Genomic DNA, 18,593 nt, shown 5'->3' on the forward strand with positions numbered 1-18,593 from the left:
GTTTTTTATTATAACTGTACGTACATACAGCATTCAGCCACGGAGGGCGAGCGTGTCGAAATCACCGTTTCTACAATCGGTCCGCACAGAAATTAGGACAAAGCAGTACAGCTACCGAACCGAGAAGTCCTATCTTTACTGGGTTCGTCAGTTCATCCTTTTCAATGACAAGAAGCACCCAAAAGTCATGGGTAATCACGAAATTGAGCGTTTCCTGAATCACCTCGCCGTCAATCGGGGAGTCAGTCCGGGCACTCAAAATCAGGCGCTATGCGCGATTATTTTTGTCTACAAGCATGTGCTGAAGCGGGAGATTGAAAACCTACAGTACAAGATGACGAAAACGCCTCGACGCATGCCAACCGTTCTGAGTCCCGATGAAGTTGCTTCTATTCTTCAAAACATGGATGCAGAGTATTGGCTCATCACTGCGCTTCTTTATGGATGCGGTTTGAGAATCAACGAAGCTCTTTCGCTTCGCGTGAAAGACATCGACCTAAAAAGCCGCAGTTTGCTCGTATTCAACGGTAAGGGACGAAAAGATCGATACACACTGATTCCAGGCAATCTAAGAGAAAACATGGAGCGACAATTCGCCCATGTCAGGGCTGTACATGAGTCCGATCTGGCCGATGGATTCGGGCTTACGTCAGTGCCGGCCTCACTTCACAAGAAGTATGGACCGGCCATGAAGGACTTTGGTTGGCAGTACCTGTTCCCATCCGTAACAAGATGCGTTCATCCCATCGCTGGTTATGTGTGCCGCCACCATCTTCATCATTCATCGTACTCGCGGCGATTGAGGCAGGCCGTTCTGGCCACGGGAATCACCAAGCGTGTGACGGCTCATACCTTTCGGCATGCCTTTGCGACAGAGTTATTGAGATCGGGGAGCGATATCAGGACGGTCCAGGAAATTCTTGGGCATAGCGACATTCGAACGACAGAAATCTACACGCATGTCATTGGCGATCGACGTGCTGGAACCGTCAGCCCTTTTGATCGTTTGCCAAGTTCTTGATGGGGCGTTGCTTACCCGTTTAAGGGGCGTAAAGCCTGGAATTGGGAGTGCGGCGAATGTCCGCTTTTGTTTATGAGCTGATTTCGAGGTATTTGACGACCAGCGATGATCGTTTAAGATGAAGTTGCGGTACAGGGAGAGGTCCCGATGGCCGCGACCGGCGATGAGGGGGCGTGCCATTAATGGCTTACCCCCGAATCCCTCTCTTGCAGCAGCTCCCTCAAGAAACTCGCCCGCCTGGTGGCATTGCTTACCGATTTTACGATGGACGCAAAATCACTAGCCTGCCCGACAATATGTATCTCTGCCTCGGCACGGGTAATCGCCGTGTAAAGCCACGCACGGTCTGAGATACGCCCCGTCTGGACTGCCACGATGATTCTCGGGAACTGGCTCCCTTGAGCCTTGTGGAGCGTGATTCCGTAGCCAAGCTCCATGCAATCGAAGACTTCATCCGTAATTGAAATGGCTTCGCCGGTATCCAGCGTCACGACACCAAATGTTTCCTGGCCGTCCTTGGTGTCGCGCTCTGTTGAGGATAATACGCCAAGAGACCCATTCTGAATGCCGATGTTGTACTTGTTCCTGGTGAAGAGGATCGGGTCGCCCACTCTGATATCGAGGAAGAATTCATCGCCATGCAGTCTAAACTGCAAGCACTCCCCATCGGGATTGATCAGCTTTTGGCACTCACGGTTCACCTCGCCAACTAGAGCCTTGGTGGCTCCGATGATCTGAGTGTTATAGGGTGACTCCGCATACAAGGATTTGCACTTATCGACCATCTTCTGCGGAGGCGTCTCGTGGAACGTGATTGCGCCAACCGATAACGCAGGAGGCACCTCACCCCGATTGATGGTGGCCGAGTATTCCGGGATGCCCGTTGAGTCTTCCTGGCGTTTGACGATGTTCAACTCAACCGTAGCGATTGCACCGGACTCAACGATGTCTGAGAGGACTTTGCCGCAGCCGATGGCTGGTAGCTGGTTCGGATCGCCGGTCAGGATGATGCGTACCGAAGGATCGAGGTGCGTAACAATCCGATACATGGTCGGCAGGTCGGTCATACTGGCTTCGTCGATGACCAGGAGATGCTGCGCCTGATCCAGTGACGGCGAGATCGGCTCTTCCCGCAACAGGCGAGCAATTGTCATGGTGAAGAATCCGATGCTCTCGTGCAGTCGCATAGCAGCTCGCCCCGACAGAGCGACGGCATGAACCTGATAGCCTAGTGCGGCATAGGCTTTGAGCACGGCACGAAGGACCGTGGTTTTACCCGTACCGGCACCACCCGTAATGCAGGACACCGCATTGGTAAGGCTCAACTCGACCGCTTGGACCTGCTGCTCGGTCAGGTCGTAGGGCAACTCCTGAACGGCCTCGGTGAGCGCCTTGAAGACGGATTCATCTTCATTCTTGATGGCGGCCAGGGCCTTGAGCCGCTTCGCAACGACCGACTCCATCATGATTTGGGCGGTAGGGTGGTAGGTGCCGGTCTCTGGCCTGAGAATGAACTGGCCGTTGCGATAACCGCTGGCGAACGCCTCTGCGACCAGAGCTTTATCGCCCAGAAGCTTGGTCACCTCGGGCCTGAGCGCCGGATGGGAGGCGTAGGTGTGCCCCTTTTCTACCTCTTTTCGTATCGCGCTTTCTAACGCAGCTGCGAGCCGCACCGGTGCCGATTTATCCATGCCCATTTTTTCAGCAATCGCATCGATATCGGGAAAAGGCATTCCGAATCCGAGCAATGCGTAGGGATTGGTCTTGAGTACCTCAACGGTTCGATTATCGTGGTACTTTAGAATGCGTTGCTGGATGCTCAGCGGCACTCCCAGAGAAGCCAGCCAATTCGCATGCGCAAGGTTTTTGTACTTGGCGTAGCCGTTGTATAGCGCGGTTACTGAAACCTCGCTAAGAACCTCCCTGAGACGGCCTCTGTGCTCGGAGGTATTGGATTGGAGCATGGGGTGCAGGTCACTGCCAAAAACGTTCCAGAGGGCGCGTGCTTTGGCCTCACCGATACCGGTGAACTCCTTTTCATTGGCAATGAAACGGATCAGCGCCTCGCCCGTTTCCGGCAGCGTGCACTCCATCTCAGCTGGGGCGTCATACAAATGTTGCTGAAGCTTATAATCGCCTGCCTGAACGGTCTCCAGCGTCCTTACGCCACGCACTCGCCATTGCTGACCAACGGACGGCTTGATAGGCAGGGACTGGTTTTCGCATCGGATGCTGACGATGTATTTGCCCGAGTTGATCTTGTAACTGTCAGTCTTGAGGGGAACGCCCGTGAAGATCGTGTATTTATAGCCGTTATGCTGGCAGCTGGTGACACGGAAATACTCTTCATGCATCGGGCGCTACTCCGAACTCTGTGAGGACTTCGGACAGTTCACCGTAACGTTTTAGCTTGGCTTCGAGGGTTGCCACCCGGGCCTTTAGTTCAATGTTTTCCTGCTCCAGCACTGAGAGCCTTCTCGATTCCATGGCTCTTTTGTTAACGCTGGGATCATAGCGTTTGGGTTCTGATCGCTGGGCCTTGGCGGTTTCGGTCAGTTCTGGCAGAACACCCCGATAACGCAGGTTCTGCTCCAGATTCTCCAATGCCGTTTTGATGGCCGGATTCTGGCGCAACGCGCTCTTTCCGATGCCTATGGCTTTGGCCACTTCGCCACGGTTTAACTGGCCCCGATGGAGGATCTGCTTAAAATCGTCATCCGTTTGGGTGGCCACCCAGCTCTGGAAGGCACTCAGGTTCTGACGTGCTCTTTCCTGACCATTACTCATCAATTTCCCCCAGGATCTTCTTGAGCCCGGTCAGGAAGCCACGAGGCAGGATTTCCACACCATACTCATCCTTCACCTGACCCAATTCGTTCGCCTGGAACCCGAGCTTTTCGAGCCACTCATCGGTGCAGACGGTTTGCAGGGCTTTAATCTCGTTGTCAGAGCAGACTCCCTTCAATGAGGGCAGCAGCTCCACACTGGCGTCTGACTGGGGTTCACTGTAAACCGTAGGGCGCTTGTCGATGACGATCTGGGTTTGGTTCTTGAGCATGTTGGCTTCGCTCCTGTAGCGATCCCGCTCACGGATGATTTGCCCAAAAAGGGCTCGCACAGCTGTATCATCAATCCGCTCAAGCAACTGATGGTCCTGAGTTGGTCTCTTGGCAGGCCCTACCGGTGGCTTCTTGGTGGTGGTCTTCGCCTTAGCGGCCCACGCTTCAATCAGGTCCCGGTAATGCTTGTTCGCGGTGGCACGAATCGACTGATAGCCAACGCCGTCATTTTCCTCTGAGACACGCCCTATGGTGGTAATGGAGAAGTCCCGGGCACCGGATTCGTAGTAGTCCTTCAGGGTCTGGTTGAGCGTATCCAGGGACGACTGTGTTTTAGCGGTTTTACCGTCCTTGAGGGACTCCAGAACCGCATTGGTATCGATGTTCATTCTTCCACCTCCAGGGCGGGAATCCGCGCCACGGATTCAGTAGGCAAGGTGATTGGGGCTATCTTCTTCACGGCGTCAAACCCGGATTTCAGCAGCCGATCGTCTTTCAGGAATTCCTGCGCCTCAATGTAATTGGACGCGATCCGGTAGCCCTCAAGCCGATCTTCGGGGGCGGCGATTTTGGCCATCTTGCGCATGAGCGCGTTACCCGCAATCAACTGGGTTTGTTCGTCCATTTCAAGGAAAACGGGCTTGTACCCGGAACGGGCCATCATGCGGCTCAAGGCGTTGGTACGCTTGGCTATCGCGGGCGTCTTGCGCAGATCATCATGCAGATCGGGGTGGAACTCAGCGTCCTCGCACAGCAGTGCCAGGTGCAGTAACTCCGAGTCAGTTTCGACGAACTTCATACTATATTTGAGGTCTTCATCAGAGCCGACCGCGATCAGCTTTTGCCCGTCGTCGTCCTCTTCACGCCCATTCTCGATCTGGATCACCCGATTGATCAGGTTGAAAATTGCGATGCAATCCTTGGCGTACTCATCCGCCTCCACCCTCTGCTTCTCGTAGCGCCGTTCTATCGCCTGAAGTTCGTTGTGCTTGAGAAACACTGCACCGGTTTCCTCAGCGATGAACAGCTCATCCTTTAGTGCTTCTAGCTGACCCTCTAGGTGAACAGACAGCTCGGCCGCCTGGTGCGCCTTGTAGCTCACCTGGTTGAACGCAGAATTGAGAGCCGGAAGATAGGTGGCATCGGTAATGTGCCAGCGACAGCGGGGACAGTTTTCCGGCCCGAGGGGGACCGGGCCATAAACTCTTGAATGTGCGCTTTCTGAACCCCTAACTATCGGGCCACCGTTCCAGCACCCGCCTACGGTGGACAGCTCATCTGAGCGCACGGTGTTGCCCCCAACCAGGCACAAGCCCGTGGCTCGTTCCTCCCAGCCGATGGGATTCCGGTTGGCAAGCACGCTCTCGACGGAATTGTGCTGGTCGTTGTGAAAGGCAGCCCGGAGCGGGATCTGTCTCATTTCCGCGTCCACCAGGAAGTTTCGGAGCGAGCCTTCACCTCGTTCGGACAGAACTGCGTGTGCCTCCTTCATTTTGTCGGCCATCACGGAGGGCGTGATCTTGTTGTAATAGATCGTCATCAGAAGCCGTGTGTGGCCGGCCAGAAGCTTCGCGATCACCGGCAAGGGGAGGTCGGTGTCCATGGTGTAGCAGGTGATCAAGGAGACCCGAAGGCTGTGAAGCGGGTAGTCCGTTGCCACCTTAGCGGCTTCCGTACCTTCAAAGTCCTCGCCGTAGTCTTTCACAAACCGAAGGCGATCCCCGTTGGCCATCGTTTGGCCCGACTGGAAGACATCCTCTTCCAGTTTGGACAACAGGCGATACCACGAACTAGCCAATGAGGTGTAGGTAATTGGAAAAGCAGAATTACGCTCCCTGAATAAAAAGGCAAACTCGCCCATTTGTTTCAATTGTTGCTTGGATTTAGCGACGCCAATATGGCTACGCTTAAGCTCTGTGCCACTGACCAGTCGGTTAATCGGGTTGTATTTTTCCTGCCAACTGCGGAGCTTTTCCAGCCAATACAGCAGCTCTTCGTGCTGCCAAGGGATGGTGTATCCCCGCTGAAGTTCATCCTTGTTTTGATCGGCGGTTTTGTTGGTGGACACGTAGAGGCCGGTCGAGTACCCCTCGGTCATGGAGTCATATATGCGGCGGAAGACGCCTTTCTCATAAGGTCGCTTGGGCGTTCCATACTTGAAGGGGTGCTTGGTGTTTTCCACCCATTGCCCACCTTCATAGCGCCAGGTATCGGCTTCGCCGGAGTCCAGAAACCTCACCTGAAAAGAGCGCAGGGGTAGGTGCAGCTTGGTAAACAGGAACATCGCCATGACCGGCGACCAGATTTCGTGGACCTCAACTCTTTCTCCCTTCCTGGGCACAATCCGAGTCCGGAAAACGCAATCCGGATCATCAGGGTCGATGACCTCGGGCGGCACTTCCACCCATGCCCCATTGCCAGACTGAAGGTGATCGATGGCCCATTGCCAGTCCCGGAAATGGTGGCCTACCCACGGCGTTTTATTGCCGGGGTCGTCGGTTGGATAGGGGCAGAGGATGTGCCTCAGTTGCTGGATGTAGCGATAGGGCAAGGGGCTGTGGACGGTTTCGGTGTTTGATGTGTTATTCGTGATTTTCTCGAACGGATTCGGGAATAGGGGCCGCCCAACGCCGTTATCGTCCTCGGCGCTCAAATGGTGCTTGAGGATGTAATTGCATAAATCGACCGTGGACGAAATGTGTTTAGAGTTTTTAGTAATCGATCCACTGCTAACCAGAAAGGCCTCAAACTCTTCCGTGGACACCTTGTGACCACCCGGATGGCCCTTGAACATCGTGGCCACGTCAACGGCGTACGGGGCTTTAGCGTTCAGATAGTTAAAGAAGTGTCTTAAGCATTTTAATCGCAGATCAATGCCTACGTTTTGCTCCGCAAGCCATTCGGCGGCGTACTGCTGCCATTGCAGCCAGTTGTGCCCCAGTTCCTTAGTCACCCACCCCAGCGTCAGATCCGTGGTGTAGCCTTTACTCGTCCTTCTTTTTGTCATGATTTACCTTTGCCCAATCGTGGATTCTTGCCCGTAAAGTGGCCGTTTGGATCAATGTCTTCAAAACCGTGTTCTGCAAGCGTCTTCCAATCGAAAGATGCGGGGGGCTTTTCCTTATCCGATCCCAACTGAAGTTGTTGTGTTGCCTGGGACAGCGCTTCCGAGACTTTCGCGCTGGAGGGCATGGTGTAAGGAACCTGAGACTCCAGGCTTGCGTGATGCAGGCACTTTTTGCGAATAAGCGGATCGACTCCGGCATCCGTCAATCGACGGCCATAGTTGTGGCGATGGCCGTGTGGATCTAACCCTACGGTCTTGTCGGGTTCGAGACCAATTCGTCTTAACCCAGCCGCATAATTTTGGTTGAAGGAATTGTAGGTATAGGGATTGCCCAGATAGCGAGAGTCGAAGCTAACAAACGCATAGGGATGATGGCACTCCACCGATGCACGGAAAACCAAATACTGTCGCCACAGCGACATGAATACTTGGGCAAACTCTTGCGGGAAGAAATGCGCCTCCAGGTAGCCATCCTTGTCATCTAGGGTTTTGGATTTCCAGCCGAGATGTGGGGTTTTTTGCATCTCCTGGCGCGGGATGCGTGCGTATTTTTCTTGAAGGTACGCCTTGCGGGTTTTTATCCCTTTTCGGGACTTCCAGCCTTCAGGTGCCTTACCTTCTATCTCGTTGTAGATCCTCACGATTGCCCGATCTGGATCGGAGGGGTCTTCAAAGACATCGGTGACCCAGAGTAACAGTGCTTCGCTCACCCTCAATCCGGTCGCGTGCATCAGGAGCACGATAAGCTTGTCCCGCAGCGCAACTCGCGGGTCTTTGGCTCCTCCCAGGCCCTTCATATAGAAGTCTTCAAACTTTCCCGTAGGGAAGGCGATGGCATCGTCATTGGTTTTTGCCAGAGGTGTTCTGCCCTTGATGCTGCGGGCTCTTTTTACCGTGGTACTAACCGAGGTGTCTTTAATGTGCCCGAGGAAATCATTCTGGTTACGCCTAAACCAAGCGGCGTACTGAATGCGTTCCTCATGTCGAGTGGCTGTGCGCAAGGTATTGAGAGGCTTGCCCAGACCTTTGTCCGAGAGCCAATTGGTGAAATTCGTCAGATTGCTGATGTGTCGATGTATCGTGCCATTACTGGCCGGTATCCAATACAGGCCAGAGGGGTCCAATCCATCTTCACCGATGGTCCCGCTGTAGAGCCGTCGGACGAAGCCCGCGAACAACGCTTCGGGTTCATCGAACATGCCTTCGTTGGCATCCATGAACTCGATGAGGAGTCTAATCGACTGAATATGGTTGGTGATTGTTGAAAATGAGATGCCATTTAGGTGAAGGCTAAGCACATAATCTGTGACCGACCCCAAAACCCCTTGGTCGGTCAGAATGACCGGGATCTCTGTGGTTACTCCACTGTTATCCTGAACTACCTTGGCTGTAACCTTCGTTGCAAACATCCTTGAATCCTACACAAATTACACATTATTTACTATATATATAGTGCAGTCTTCAGGAAAAAGAAACCCCCAATTAAGGGGGTTTTTATCAAATTTACACAGTTCTATGTACTATAGAGAACGAAAGGCCCCTTTTTTTTATCCACCACCACCAGTTGGCGCGCCTGTTTGAGGGTCTATGCTGTTTGTCGCCTCTTTTCGCTTCGCGTCAATATCAATCCCTTCCAACCGCTCCAACGCCCTTTCCTGAGCATTCTTCCGCGTCCCGTCAATATTGAAGTCATTCCCTGCTCCAGTCAGCGAGTCGAGATTTATTGAGGCCGGATCAGGGAATTTACCGTTCTGCTGTAATATCCCAAGCCACTCATCCAAATTAATTTTGCTCCAATCAATTTCGGCAATTTTATCTAGTGGAATCCCTTCACACTGAGGATTTTTGGGGTCTCCAAAGTTCTGCCCCAATTGAGGGCGAACCTGTTCTTGTATAATACGAGAGAGCGGAGAATTGAAGCAGCAATACGCTTCTCTTTTTTCAATACAAGCGCCCAACACCTTAGATTTACAATAAGAGCCTACATAGGTGCAATTCTTGAGCGCTCTTTTGGCGTTCATAGTGAACTCTTCTTCCTCGCACTTATAAATCATCTGGATCATCACCATCGCAACGACATAGACGGTATATATCGTCATGGCAGTGCTAAGCCATGTTGTCGCAGTCTCCATCATTGCTTCGGCAGCTTGTTCAGATGCTGCGGCAGCCGCCTGCTCTGTTGCTGCATCTTGGCCTGCTGATTTCATGACATCCATCATCACTTCTTTGACTTGCTCTTTGAGCTGGTCAATGAGTTGATCAACAAACTGCTCTACAGGCTGGAAGAACGAATCAACAGCACCTGAAACGTTCTCTATATAACTTGTGAACGGTTTTGTGACTTCTGTCCACCCTTGAAGGGCAGGTTCCCTAAGTACCTGATAAGCACCTTTAAGCGCATTACCATCAGTCAGCCCCATCACTGCGCCATCGAGCTTTGGAACGGCCATTATTAGGTTCAGATAATCGGCAAGAGATATATTGGTTGGCTTTTCACAGCAATCAGAAACTCCCCCAACAGCTATCTTGCATTCGCCAGCTTCCCCTGCAAAAGCAGAGCAAATAACGTTTTCATCCCCGGTAGGATTGTCATCCCCATCTTGGCCTGTGCAGCTCATATCCTGCGTCATGAATTGGGCTGCATTGAGCAACGCAGTAGCGCGAGCAAAATCAGTGCTTTGTGTTTTGGTCAAATCAAGGCAGTCATCTCCCATGCAGCGTATAGGCCCACCGCACTGGTACTCAGTTTCCTTTTCCAAGGTCGGAACAGAAACATCTGTACCACAGTCATAAGTATCCTCGTGGACGTAGCACGTACCAGAACTTCCCTGAGCACCATCAACACATTTGGAACTGATGAAGCCGCACTGAGGGTTTTCTTCATATTTCTGACAGCTATCGAGATTCCCGCCCGTGTTTACCGGACAGTGCGTTTCACCTTGAGGGTCTGTCCAGCAGTCCATTTGCCCCTTATAAAAGTCATAGTCAGCTTTAACTCGAACCTTTTTGCATAGTTTTGGAATACCAGGCAAAGGTGACGGCTTGAGTTGAGATTCGCAAACTTTGATCCCATTGATGACTGTGCAGCCCGTAGCATCAGTCGGGTCATCTATACATGTGATCTCGCCTTCCGCAAAACCATCTACAACCCCTTTGGCTGAATCCATGCAGCTCTGTGGAGCCCACTCATCCTTGGTAATGGCTTTTGATGGGTCATAGCGTAGCTTTATGCGGCCAAAACCCTCACCTGCGCCAGTTACTGAAACGCGGATCTTAAACGTAACAACATCACCATCTTTCACATTCTTGAAATAGGGAGTGACATCAATATTAGGGTTTCGCTCCCAACTTGTTGACAATTCACATCGGCCAGCCGTTTCTGGAGGGAAATTGCCGTCAGGGCCGGACCATACTTTAGTTTCCTGACCTGATTTACCAACCCAAACTTGCATGTAGTCATCCCACTTGGCGTACTCAAGAGTTGCAGACACTATGGCGTCTGGATTACTGACTTGGACCCGCGTGTATTCCTCATAAATCGAACAGTTGCCACTCCAGTAGTCGTTACCAACTCGGCCAATCCACAACTCAGTACAGCCTTCTCCACAAGATTTGAGGTTATATGGACCATCATAGTGCTTCACCACAGAGGCATCGTAGTCATGGACAACCTCACAGTCCGCGCTTTGATCTACAACACGCTGACACCGTTCATACTCTGGAATGTGGGCGTTGATAGTATTCTGATTGATGGTTGTTTCGGCAGAACAATCCCCAAAGCCACCTGCGATGAGGTCCATATCCTCATAGGTCTTTTTGCTTAGATTTAGTACAGGGTCATTACTGAAATCAGGGCGTGATCGATTAGAGGCATCGAGAAGAACCTTGTATGCCGCACCAGAGATTGATGGATTAGCACTATTGGCATCACTCCACAGCGACCCTTTTGCATTATTCCCCACGCTGTCCATGTCATCGCCAGAGTCGTAAATGCCTTGCAGACCGCCCACATCAGGTTTATTGGCATCAGGGAAGTAATAACTATCAGGTTTATTGTTGGTCCCGCTCGTTCCGGGGAATAGATCATTGACATTAATCTGACTCCCCCCGTTCATTTGGAATTGACCGTCTTTCAACGTCGGCATAGAGATTGTGCCATCTTGCACAGTCCCCGAGCTCGACTTGAATGAGTTTGAGAGGTTTTGTCCGAAAGCCTGGGCCTCTTTACCCACCGCTGTGATGTCCTGGTCTTGGCTACCGTTAGCGTAGGAATGTATCGGCAGCGCAGACATGGTTACTGTCAACAGCGAGGCCACAGCTTTCATAAAGTAATTATGACTTCGCATTGTGTTCTCCATTTCAACCTTCCCATGCTATCTGAGAAGACAAGGGCCACCTGTACGTGTAGTGGCCCTTTTGGGGCATAATCTAAAATGCCCGTGCAAATTCGTTAGGGTCTGCTCAATTGTTACAGCAATCATTCCATCGCCAGATGGTGTAAATAGGGTCTTGCCCAATTGCCGGTATAGTTCGCGCCAGACCCCACGTAAGAGTGGATTCGCCAATTACGTGAGATGAGTTTGTCTCTGGAACCGGATGCAATAGCGTGAATTTGTACTGCGTTTTGGGTAGTGTTGGGCTAATAACACCTCTACACATAGCCTCAGAACCCATTGTCTTCCACGCTAACCCCCGGCGATGCAAAGCAGCCAGAACCCTTGTGCTAAGAAGACTGCTATCGCGGATAACACCTTTTCCACCATTCTGGTTGCCACTAAATGGATACAGGGTGCCCCATGAACCAGCACACCAGAAAAGCTGTTTTAAAGGTTTTCCAGCGGTTGATGAGACAGCATCAGCAGTACACGCAGCCGCCGCAATTGGGTTTGCTACTGCCGCCGCCTCTGGATTGGTAAAAAAAGCGAGCTCATCATTGTTCCAGGTCGGGTCGAGCTCCGACATGTACATGATGTCGAGATCCATATACCCATCAGCATTACAGGTCTGCTTAATAAATAAATCGAGCATCACCAACAGAGGAAACGCATAGTAGTGATAGTGCATAAAAGAACCATCACCACCATCCATGTCTCCCATGCCATGATGCCCTTGGTTAGTCCTATCAAACGGGAACCTGACACCATTCAAGACAGATGAGCAGCCAGGCACTCTCTGAAATTCAACAAGCCGTGCTGGCTCCCACATAGAAGTGGTGACTCCAGGCCGAGGGACCCCTAGATTATCCTCGCACATACACAGAGGGTTGCTTACGGCTTCACTCGGGAATGATCCGCCTCCACCACTTATAGGAGCCCCTGCTACTTTGATGGGAAAAATACAGCTCCAGCAGATGTCAGTAATCAGTTTTCCGCCGATTACTTCCGCATTCTGGCACCCAGGGTCAGCCGATACCGAACGAACCCAAAAGACCGCGCTAACGGCAATGACCCGTAGAATTTTTTGCATCATGGTAAGGCCTTTACGTAATTCAAGTGTTTCTCCATGACAGCAGGCTTCCCGTGATAGAAACCTTGTTGCCATGACAGTCCAAGTAATTTGGCGCTCTCCCCCAATGGGAAGCTCTCCACCTGCTCAGCAATGAGCTGTATGCCTTTTCGGCGGCAGTGGAGGATGGCCGAGTAGTCTTCAAGCGACCGCAGTCTTCTCGCGTCAAACTTGCAATAGTGCCAGTCATAACGACTCAGGCGCTCCAGCGAAGAGTTTTTGTCTCCATAGTCATCCAGCGCCAGCTCAACCCCTATTTCGGTAAGAGCCTCCCATCTCAATGCGAGAGAGGCATCCTGAATGCCCTCGGTAATCTCGATGACAAGCCGTGATGAGTGATTCTTAGCAATGTCGCGGACAACCCTCCACCACGCTTTGAAAATGACGTCTGATTGCAAAGTATGTTCAGAGACATTCAGAAAAAGAGCTGGGTACAGATCCAAGCAATAATGAAGGTTGTCCTGAATGAACCGTGCCATCTCCATATCCACCAGCCCCCAATAAGGAGGTGATGACAGAGAGGATGGTGTAAGAACCCGGCCTTCGTCGTACCAACGAGCCAGTACCTCAGCAGCGACAAACGAACCTGTGCCGACGTCTTTAATTGGTTGGAAAGCCGGGGCAAAAATCATTCACCGCCCTCCTCAGCAAGTTCGCGGACAACAAACTTCTTGCCTCTGGCAGTAATGACGCTCGGTGTGTGCTCCAGCTCGAACCGGGTAATCAGATCTGGCGTCAGCAGATATACCGGCGCGTCAAAGTTGTCGGTGACACTCTTGTAGGAATCCCAGCCTTTGTCTTTGTCGAACTCTGTGGCGATATAGGTAATCCGTTGTACGCCAGGTTCCTGCTTAATTTCAGGCAGCTTCTTGGCGAGCAGCTCCATTTGCTTTTTGTCCAGCGGGTCGAAAACTACGACCGCTTGGGTAAATGGCCGCGTTCCAGGCTTGCAAACTTCCTTCGGATCGCACAATGGGTTGATCACGTCACCCGCGTGAGCGAACACAGTGCCATCCGGAGTGCTGATGTCACTGGTGATCATGACGCTAGGGTCAATTTCTCGTGTTCGAGATTTTGGCGCTCTGGGCAGCTCATTGAAATTCTGCTTGGTCCAGAAGCGCTCTATAGCCTGTTTCTTCTTCTCTTCCCAGTCGATATTGGCAAGGCGTTTCTTGGCAACATCAATAAGGTCTGGCTCACTGATTTTCTCCACCGGCCCCTTAACGCCGAGATCGCCTTTTTCTCCGTTATCCACTTCCCGAGCCAACCATACCGGGTCGGACAACCCGGAGACCTGGGCGACGACGTTTGGTTGTTCGCCAGGCAGCGGCTCATCCTCCAGCATCACAATCGTGGGAACGGCTGTGATGTTGTACGTTTTGAACAACGTAGGGTTGATGATGATGTTCGGCACTGGGTCTTTTTTGGCCGCGAGCGCCTGAATAGCTTTAACTCCCTGCCCCAAGTTCATTCCTTCCGGGATGCCACGGAACACAATTACAGAATCAGGCTGGCCTGACACCGCCGTTAGGACGTCATCTAACCCCTGTTCGCCAAGAGACAACGAGGCGAAAACCAGTATCCGATGGTCAGAGTAGATACCCTTTTCAGCCTGTTTCCGGTGCATCTCCTTGAGCGTTGGGTTAGTAGTTTGGAGCTGCTTGAAAAATGCCTTGGCTTCGGCCTGAGCCTCGTCCATGTGTTGGTTTTGCAACAGAGATGGCATTTCCATCTTCTGGGCCTTTTGGGCAATTTGCTTTCCTTTCTCAATAAGCGCCTTATCCTGCTCTGTGAGCGGAGACTCTTGAGCGTATGCCCCGCCAGCCACAGAGAATATCAACGCCACCAGAACGCTCTTAGAACAGGGGATATGCGCGGCCAATGATCTGATCATTTTTCACAGTCCCCCAGTAACGTGAGTCGAAGCTGAATGGGCTTTTGCCCATAAACCAGTAGTTATTCTCTTTCAGCGTGGTCTTGCCGTAAAAGTGGCTCTCTGGCAGATGTAGTTTCCCTGCGAGCTGGAGCCCCTCTCCGACGACATCACCATTGACGGTGATCTTCCACTTATCGTTGATCTCGACTTTATCCCCCGGCATACCGGTGAGGATTTTGACCATGCGAGTCCCGTCCTTGTAGAAAGGCTGCATGTTCTTGGCTTGGAAGGCGTAAACAGCTCCCCTCTCCAGAGTTTGGTCGTTCAGATCAATGAGGAAGAAGGTGTAACCCGGCAGGCACTTCTCCTGTTGTGGATCAATGCCAATACGGTAGCGGCTGGCAAAGGCCGCACCAGCAGCCCAAAGAACCAGTAGTGTCACACCGGCCTTAACCCCGAAGCGCTTCCAGGATTCCTTTTTGACGAAATACTTCTTGAGTGGAAAATTCATTTCAGCACCTCATCAGGGAGGTACACGTCACTTGGAGCACCGACGACAGCACTTGCGTCAAGGACCAAATAACCTGCGTCTTTCAACTTCAAAATTGCGTCATTGGTCTTGACCATCAGTCTTTCAACTTCCTCCTGAGAGGCACCAGCGGGATACGCCGACGCCACTTTAGCGAAGTCAACCACGACCACTGGCGGGGTTTGATTCAAACGCTGATGGATGCTTGCCGTTTGTTCGCTCATCACGTAGTAGCTACCGCCGAAGCCACCAGCGGCACCGAGAATGGCGGCGATTGCGATTGATTTAATGTCCATTACTGTCTCCCTGGTTATGCAGCCTGCTGACGGCTTCGCATCACGGCCTTGATTGCCTCAGGAATGCTCATGCCTTGTTTCACAAACTGGTCGATGGCGTTAACGTCCACCGGATCGGTCGAATAAAGCAGCTTCTGGAAGTCGCCCACTATCAAGCGTCCGACGCCCATGCCGCTCTTCGATTTGATAAAGATTTCTGAGTACACGCCCTGGATGGTGTGTACCGTCTTGAGGGTGTGGAACCCGCCCTCTGAAAGGGTCAGACGACCGCTACGTTTAACAGATTCCACGGTTTCTTCGGTTTGGCCGAGCAAGTACATGCTGGCCGAGTTCTCCGCGATGGCGCGGCCCACTGCGTTCTCATAGAGGTCGTTGATGGACTGCGTTGCAATGACAACGGAGCCACCGTACTTACGGAATTTGCGGTAGGCATGTTCCATGAAGACCGAGACCTCGCCCTCTTTGAGCAGGTCCCAGGCCTCATCCACGATGACGACTTTCTTGCGGTTACGTTCACCCAGGAATACTTCTTGCTGGATCTGGTAAATAAGCTGGAGCAGTACAACCTGACGCAAGTGCTTACGCCCTTGCAGTTCATCGAGCTCCAGTACAGTGAACTGGTTCTGGAAGCTGACGTTGTTCTTGCGAGAGAAGTATTTCCCGTAGCTACCTTTCGACGTAAAGGCGTAGAGCTGCTGACCAATATCCTTGAGGCGCTGGTCGTTTTCTTCTTCCAGACAGCGCTCAGCGATGTCGTCAACCTTCATCTCTTTACCTTTCTCTTCCCACAGGCGAGAAAGGACCTGTTTCAGCGCAGAGATTTGCCATTCATCCAGCAAGCCTTTGGCCGACGCCATTGCACAAACGAGGCTGACAATCGCGTCTTCTTCGTCCTCGTAGTTCTGTATGAGCTCGAACGGGTTGAGGCAGACGTGCGTTCCTTCTTCAAAGTGAACGAAGTCGCCATTGAGCATTTCCGACAGCTTCTGGTAGGACTTACCGGCATCAATAACCCAGACCTGAGCACCCTCGGACAAGTAGGAAAAAATCAGTTCGTTGGTAAGGAACGATTTACCCGAGCCGGATTCGGCTGCGATCACCAGGTTTTTGTTGGTATTACTGTCGTGAAGAGACAGACTCATGAGCTGGCCGTTGCGGGAAATCAGCGCTGCATGATAGGTCCCGGTCCCCTTCCATTCCCCAAACACCGGCAGGACCACAGCCGCCTGCTCGGTTGTCATGGTCTTGTAGCGGAATAGGTCTCGCACTGCATCCCGGTCTGTACAGAATGGCAGGCAGTTGAGGAACATCGGCAGAGCAACGAACTTATCCTCCATCAGCTCGAACCGAGATTCACGCCAGATGTTTCGTGCGGCCATCGCCGCCGCTTCAACACGTTCTTTGGTTGGAGCAAATAAAACCACCGAGTAGGTGATCTTGACTGGCTTAGCCCCCTCTTTCATGGACTCATAGAGAGTGTCGAAGCTCTCCTTTTTGTCCGCCAGCACCGGCACGAATTTGAGCATCGGCCCGTAGGCTTGGTTTACAGTGAACTGGCGTTTGCGCTCCAGAGTGTTTTTCGTGCTTTCTGCCTCAGGGAAAAACACATTGGTCACAACCATGTAGTTTTCTTTGATGCTGGAGTTGCCGCCGCTGAGATCCCCGGCATAGGTCAACGCATCACCAAAGTAGAAAACGTCAGGCAGCTTTTTCGCTGACATGACTTTCGCGTGGTAGTCCCCCAGCCTGATGCCGTTCTTGCTGACTTCCACATCAGTGCCGTAATCGAAGATTTGCTCGCAGATGGGCTTATCCATCTCCCAATCCACAGAGTCATGTCGCCATGAAGCATCCGGCCCCCAATTCAGGATGGTGCTCATGATCCGGATGTAGTTCACCGCCGTCATTGTGCGGGGACGCAGACCAACGGTTTGAAGCGATGATTCGACCTTCGTGCGAAGCTGTGCGAGCTGCTGGAGTTCGCTTTCAGTCGGGTTATTGTTCTTGATGGGGACTTTGCACGTAACGAACAGCTTGAGGTCTTGGATCAAGCCATTGTCGTAGATACCTTTGTTGGTCTTGGCAAATATGCGTTCTGTCGTGTGGTGCTGGAGGAAGTTAATCCGTTCCTTGATGACAGATGTCAGCAGCTCGTGACGGAAGCCATCACGCAACCCCATCATCCGGTACATCTCCTGATTGATGTCCGGGGAGCGGAACAGAACAAACTGGAGCGTAGTCTTCGACGGGAACTCCTGATTCAGGAAACCGTTCATTCGCTCCTGAACTTTTTCATCGGCACCACACAGGGGCTCACACATGAAACCAAAGCCTGCACTGTGGTCATCCATAAGGAAGACATGATCGTCTTCGTCATAGGCCAGGACAGGAATAATCCCGGCAGCTCGCAAGTGCTCCGGGATCAACGTTTCTTCGAGTTTCTTTTTGATGGTTACGATCATTCAACACTCTCCAACCATGATTTCAGGTTCTTCGGACGTCCTTTGCTGACACGACCATCCGGAGCAACCACGAACGGAACGCCCTCAATCCCAATGAAATGAGCTGTCAGCAGCGTTTGATCGTATTGGCCGGGGTCGCAGGTTTCTTTTGAAGGAAGGGAACCCAAGGTGTTGTTCATCAGCGCATCGAGCGCGTGGGTTTTGTCTTTCGCGCAGTACAAGTTCTTTGCCAAGCGGTTGGACTCAGCACCCAGAGCAGGAATCACGATAAATTTAAAGGTGTAATCATCCACCAGCGATTTGGCATCACCCATGAGCTGATGGCAAACCGCGCATCTAGGATCGACAAAGACCACCACCTCTTTGTCACCACGCCCCATCGAAACGGTGTTCAGCGTGTCCACATCCATGCCCATGCTCTTGAAGTGGATACGCTCCGCTACATCCCTCATTTGGGACATCGTGTTGAGGGGCTTCTTGCTCCACAGGTCGTAGATTTGTCCTGAAATAACAAATCGCCCGTTTTCAGAGAGGAACATGATCTGCCCATCACTTTGGACGGCTCGAACCCCTTTGATGGGTAGCTCTACGATGTCCTCTATCTTCGCCGCTCTGGGATCGGTGATTTCCAATTTCGATGACGCATGAGCCGTGCCGGTAATAATCCCGAACACCATCAGCGCCCCGAGTAATTTTGTCCGCATGTCTATCCCCTAAGATTGGATTACTGGATGCTGGGCAGTGTATCCGGGGGAGGGAAATAGACTCGCCTCTGTAA

At 52.0% G+C, this 18,593-nt stretch carries 14 protein-coding genes; 1 reads left to right on the forward strand and 13 read right to left on the reverse strand.

Annotated features, from left to right (window positions below):
* Positions 1 to 52 precede the first annotated feature (52 nt).
* Positions 53 to 1,021 carry an integron integrase gene (locus tag RB151_RS07925; RefSeq protein WP_008169685.1) on the forward strand — a complete coding sequence of 323 codons (969 nt, stop codon included), beginning with the start codon at positions 53 to 55 and terminating at the stop codon, positions 1,019 to 1,021.
* Positions 1,022 to 1,200: 179 nt separating this feature from the next.
* Here the strand turns inward: RB151_RS07925 and RB151_RS07930 are convergent, their stop codons facing one another.
* From RB151_RS07930 to RB151_RS07990, 13 genes are all read right to left on the reverse strand, one after another.
* Positions 1,201 to 3,375, reverse strand: coding sequence for an AAA family ATPase (locus tag RB151_RS07930; protein WP_071547861.1), 2,175 nt, complete (start codon positions 3,373 to 3,375; stop codon positions 1,201 to 1,203).
* On the reverse strand, positions 3,368 to 3,808 hold the full coding sequence (locus RB151_RS07935) for a VPA1267 family protein (RefSeq protein WP_071547862.1): 441 nt from the start codon (positions 3,806 to 3,808) through the stop codon (positions 3,368 to 3,370). Before RB151_RS07935 ends, RB151_RS07930 begins: the two co-directional genes overlap by 8 nt.
* Positions 3,801 to 4,469, reverse strand: coding sequence for a gamma-mobile-trio protein GmtX (gene gmtX, locus RB151_RS07940; RefSeq protein ID WP_071547863.1), 669 nt, complete (start codon positions 4,467 to 4,469; stop codon positions 3,801 to 3,803). The genes RB151_RS07935 and gmtX overlap by 8 nt, the downstream gene beginning before the upstream one ends.
* Complete coding sequence (gene gmtZ / locus RB151_RS07945; RefSeq protein WP_071547864.1) at positions 4,466 to 7,087, reverse strand: gamma-mobile-trio integrase GmtZ; 2,622 nt, start codon at positions 7,085 to 7,087, stop codon at positions 4,466 to 4,468. The genes gmtX and gmtZ overlap by 4 nt, the downstream gene beginning before the upstream one ends.
* Complete coding sequence (gene gmtY / locus RB151_RS07950; protein WP_071547865.1) at positions 7,084 to 8,556, reverse strand: gamma-mobile-trio recombinase GmtY; 1,473 nt, start codon at positions 8,554 to 8,556, stop codon at positions 7,084 to 7,086. Before gmtY ends, gmtZ begins: the two co-directional genes overlap by 4 nt.
* Before the next feature lie 138 nt (positions 8,557 to 8,694).
* Positions 8,695 to 11,493, reverse strand: coding sequence for a conjugal transfer mating pair stabilization protein TraN (gene traN / locus RB151_RS07955; RefSeq protein ID WP_001256487.1), 2,799 nt, complete (start codon positions 11,491 to 11,493; stop codon positions 8,695 to 8,697).
* Positions 11,494 to 11,608: 115 nt separating this feature from the next.
* Positions 11,609 to 12,616: a TraU family protein gene (locus RB151_RS07960; protein WP_064784033.1), complete on the reverse strand. Its 1,008-nt coding sequence runs from the start codon at positions 12,614 to 12,616 to the stop codon at positions 11,609 to 11,611.
* A complete protein-coding gene (locus tag RB151_RS07965) occupies positions 12,613 to 13,284 on the reverse strand; it encodes an EAL domain-containing protein (RefSeq protein ID WP_001337754.1) in 672 nt (223 codons plus the stop codon). Before RB151_RS07965 ends, RB151_RS07960 begins: the two co-directional genes overlap by 4 nt.
* On the reverse strand, positions 13,281 to 14,546 hold the full coding sequence (locus RB151_RS07970; RefSeq protein WP_000621288.1) for a TrbC family F-type conjugative pilus assembly protein: 1,266 nt from the start codon (positions 14,544 to 14,546) through the stop codon (positions 13,281 to 13,283). Before RB151_RS07970 ends, RB151_RS07965 begins: the two co-directional genes overlap by 4 nt.
* Complete coding sequence (locus tag RB151_RS07975; RefSeq protein WP_001010738.1) at positions 14,509 to 15,039, reverse strand: S26 family signal peptidase; 531 nt, start codon at positions 15,037 to 15,039, stop codon at positions 14,509 to 14,511. Before RB151_RS07975 ends, RB151_RS07970 begins: the two co-directional genes overlap by 38 nt.
* A complete protein-coding gene (locus RB151_RS07980; protein WP_000351984.1) occupies positions 15,036 to 15,353 on the reverse strand; it encodes a hypothetical protein in 318 nt (105 codons plus the stop codon). Before RB151_RS07980 ends, RB151_RS07975 begins: the two co-directional genes overlap by 4 nt.
* A gap of 14 nt (positions 15,354 to 15,367) precedes the next feature.
* The gene (traC, locus tag RB151_RS07985) at positions 15,368 to 17,815 is read right to left on the reverse strand and encodes a type IV secretion system protein TraC (RefSeq protein ID WP_000637386.1); all 2,448 of its coding nucleotides are present in this window, start codon (positions 17,813 to 17,815) and stop codon (positions 15,368 to 15,370) included.
* The gene (locus RB151_RS07990) at positions 17,812 to 18,519 is read right to left on the reverse strand and encodes a DsbC family protein (protein WP_001259347.1); all 708 of its coding nucleotides are present in this window, start codon (positions 18,517 to 18,519) and stop codon (positions 17,812 to 17,814) included. Before RB151_RS07990 ends, traC begins: the two co-directional genes overlap by 4 nt.
* Positions 18,520 to 18,593 lie beyond the last annotated feature (74 nt).

Origin of the sequence: Providencia rettgeri (assembly GCF_001874625.1) — a bacterium.
Lineage (GTDB): Bacteria > Pseudomonadota > Gammaproteobacteria > Enterobacterales > Enterobacteriaceae > Providencia > Providencia huashanensis.

Bases quoted from the DNA above. Each gene is read 5' to 3' on its own strand.
- traN (WP_001256487.1), bottom strand. From the start codon at position 11,493: ATGCGAAGTCATAATTACTTTATGAAAGCTGTGGCCTCGCTGTTGACA.
- gmtZ (WP_071547864.1), bottom strand. From the start codon at position 7,087: ATGACAAAAAGAAGGACGAGTAAAGGCTACACCACGGATCTGACGCTG.
- RB151_RS07990 (WP_001259347.1), bottom strand. From the start codon at position 18,519: ATGCGGACAAAATTACTCGGGGCGCTGATGGTGTTCGGGATTATTACC.
- RB151_RS07975 (WP_001010738.1), bottom strand. From the start codon at position 15,039: ATGAATTTTCCACTCAAGAAGTATTTCGTCAAAAAGGAATCCTGGAAG.
- RB151_RS07930 (WP_071547861.1), bottom strand. From the start codon at position 3,375: ATGCATGAAGAGTATTTCCGTGTCACCAGCTGCCAGCATAACGGCTAT.
- RB151_RS07965 (WP_001337754.1), bottom strand. From the start codon at position 13,284: ATGATTTTTGCCCCGGCTTTCCAACCAATTAAAGACGTCGGCACAGGT.
- gmtY (WP_071547865.1), bottom strand. From the start codon at position 8,556: ATGTTTGCAACGAAGGTTACAGCCAAGGTAGTTCAGGATAACAGTGGA.
- RB151_RS07970 (WP_000621288.1), bottom strand. From the start codon at position 14,546: ATGATCAGATCATTGGCCGCGCATATCCCCTGTTCTAAGAGCGTTCTG.
- RB151_RS07960 (WP_064784033.1), bottom strand. From the start codon at position 12,616: ATGATGCAAAAAATTCTACGGGTCATTGCCGTTAGCGCGGTCTTTTGG.
- gmtX (WP_071547863.1), bottom strand. From the start codon at position 4,469: ATGAACATCGATACCAATGCGGTTCTGGAGTCCCTCAAGGACGGTAAA.
- RB151_RS07935 (WP_071547862.1), bottom strand. From the start codon at position 3,808: ATGAGTAATGGTCAGGAAAGAGCACGTCAGAACCTGAGTGCCTTCCAG.
- traC (WP_000637386.1), bottom strand. From the start codon at position 17,815: ATGATCGTAACCATCAAAAAGAAACTCGAAGAAACGTTGATCCCGGAG.
- RB151_RS07980 (WP_000351984.1), bottom strand. From the start codon at position 15,353: ATGGACATTAAATCAATCGCAATCGCCGCCATTCTCGGTGCCGCTGGT.